Consider the following 575-nt stretch of genomic DNA (forward strand, 5'->3'; position numbering starts at 1 on the left):
ATGAAAGTGATGGAAAATGTTTCCTCTGTGGATTTGACCAGTAGTTACCCAACGGTAATGATTGCGGAAGAATACCCGATGGGTTCACCAGTGCAATTGATGCTTGATTCTCTGGAGGATTTCAGGAAAGCCAGCGCGAAATATTGCATTATGCTGGACGTTGCTTTTGTGGGTCTGCGTAATAAAATCGGCTATGAATCCTATATCAGCGAATCGAAAGCGGTTAAGCTGGAAGGGGCTGAAATAGTGAACGGGCGAGTTTACAGCGCCGATTTACTTACTATGACGCTGGTTGATGTGGATTTAGAAATTATTTCCGCAGTCTACGAATGGGACGAATTACACTGGGAAAATGTCTGGGCTTTCAAAAAGTATTATTTACCGAAAGCTATTATTCAGTCCATTCTGGCGCTGTATCAGGATAAGACCACGCTAAAAGACGTAAAAGGGCGGGAGGTTGATTATCTGCGTTCTAAAGGAATGCTCAATTCCATTTACGGTATGTGTGTTACTGATATTGTGAAAGACGACCATATTTATGACGACGTTGAAGGATGGGGAATTGAAGAAACCGA

1 protein-coding gene is annotated in these 575 nt (G+C 42.6%); it reads left to right on the forward strand.

The genetic code is table 11. The annotated features are described in order from the left end of the window. A partial coding sequence (locus tag HK417_RS24630) for a hypothetical protein (RefSeq protein WP_222273484.1) occupies positions 1-575 on the forward strand: 575 nt, incomplete at both ends.

Origin of the sequence: Modestobacter marinus (assembly GCF_019799945.1) — a bacterium.
GTDB classification, from domain to species: domain Bacteria; phylum Actinomycetota; class Actinomycetes; order Mycobacteriales; family Geodermatophilaceae; genus Modestobacter; species Modestobacter marinus_B.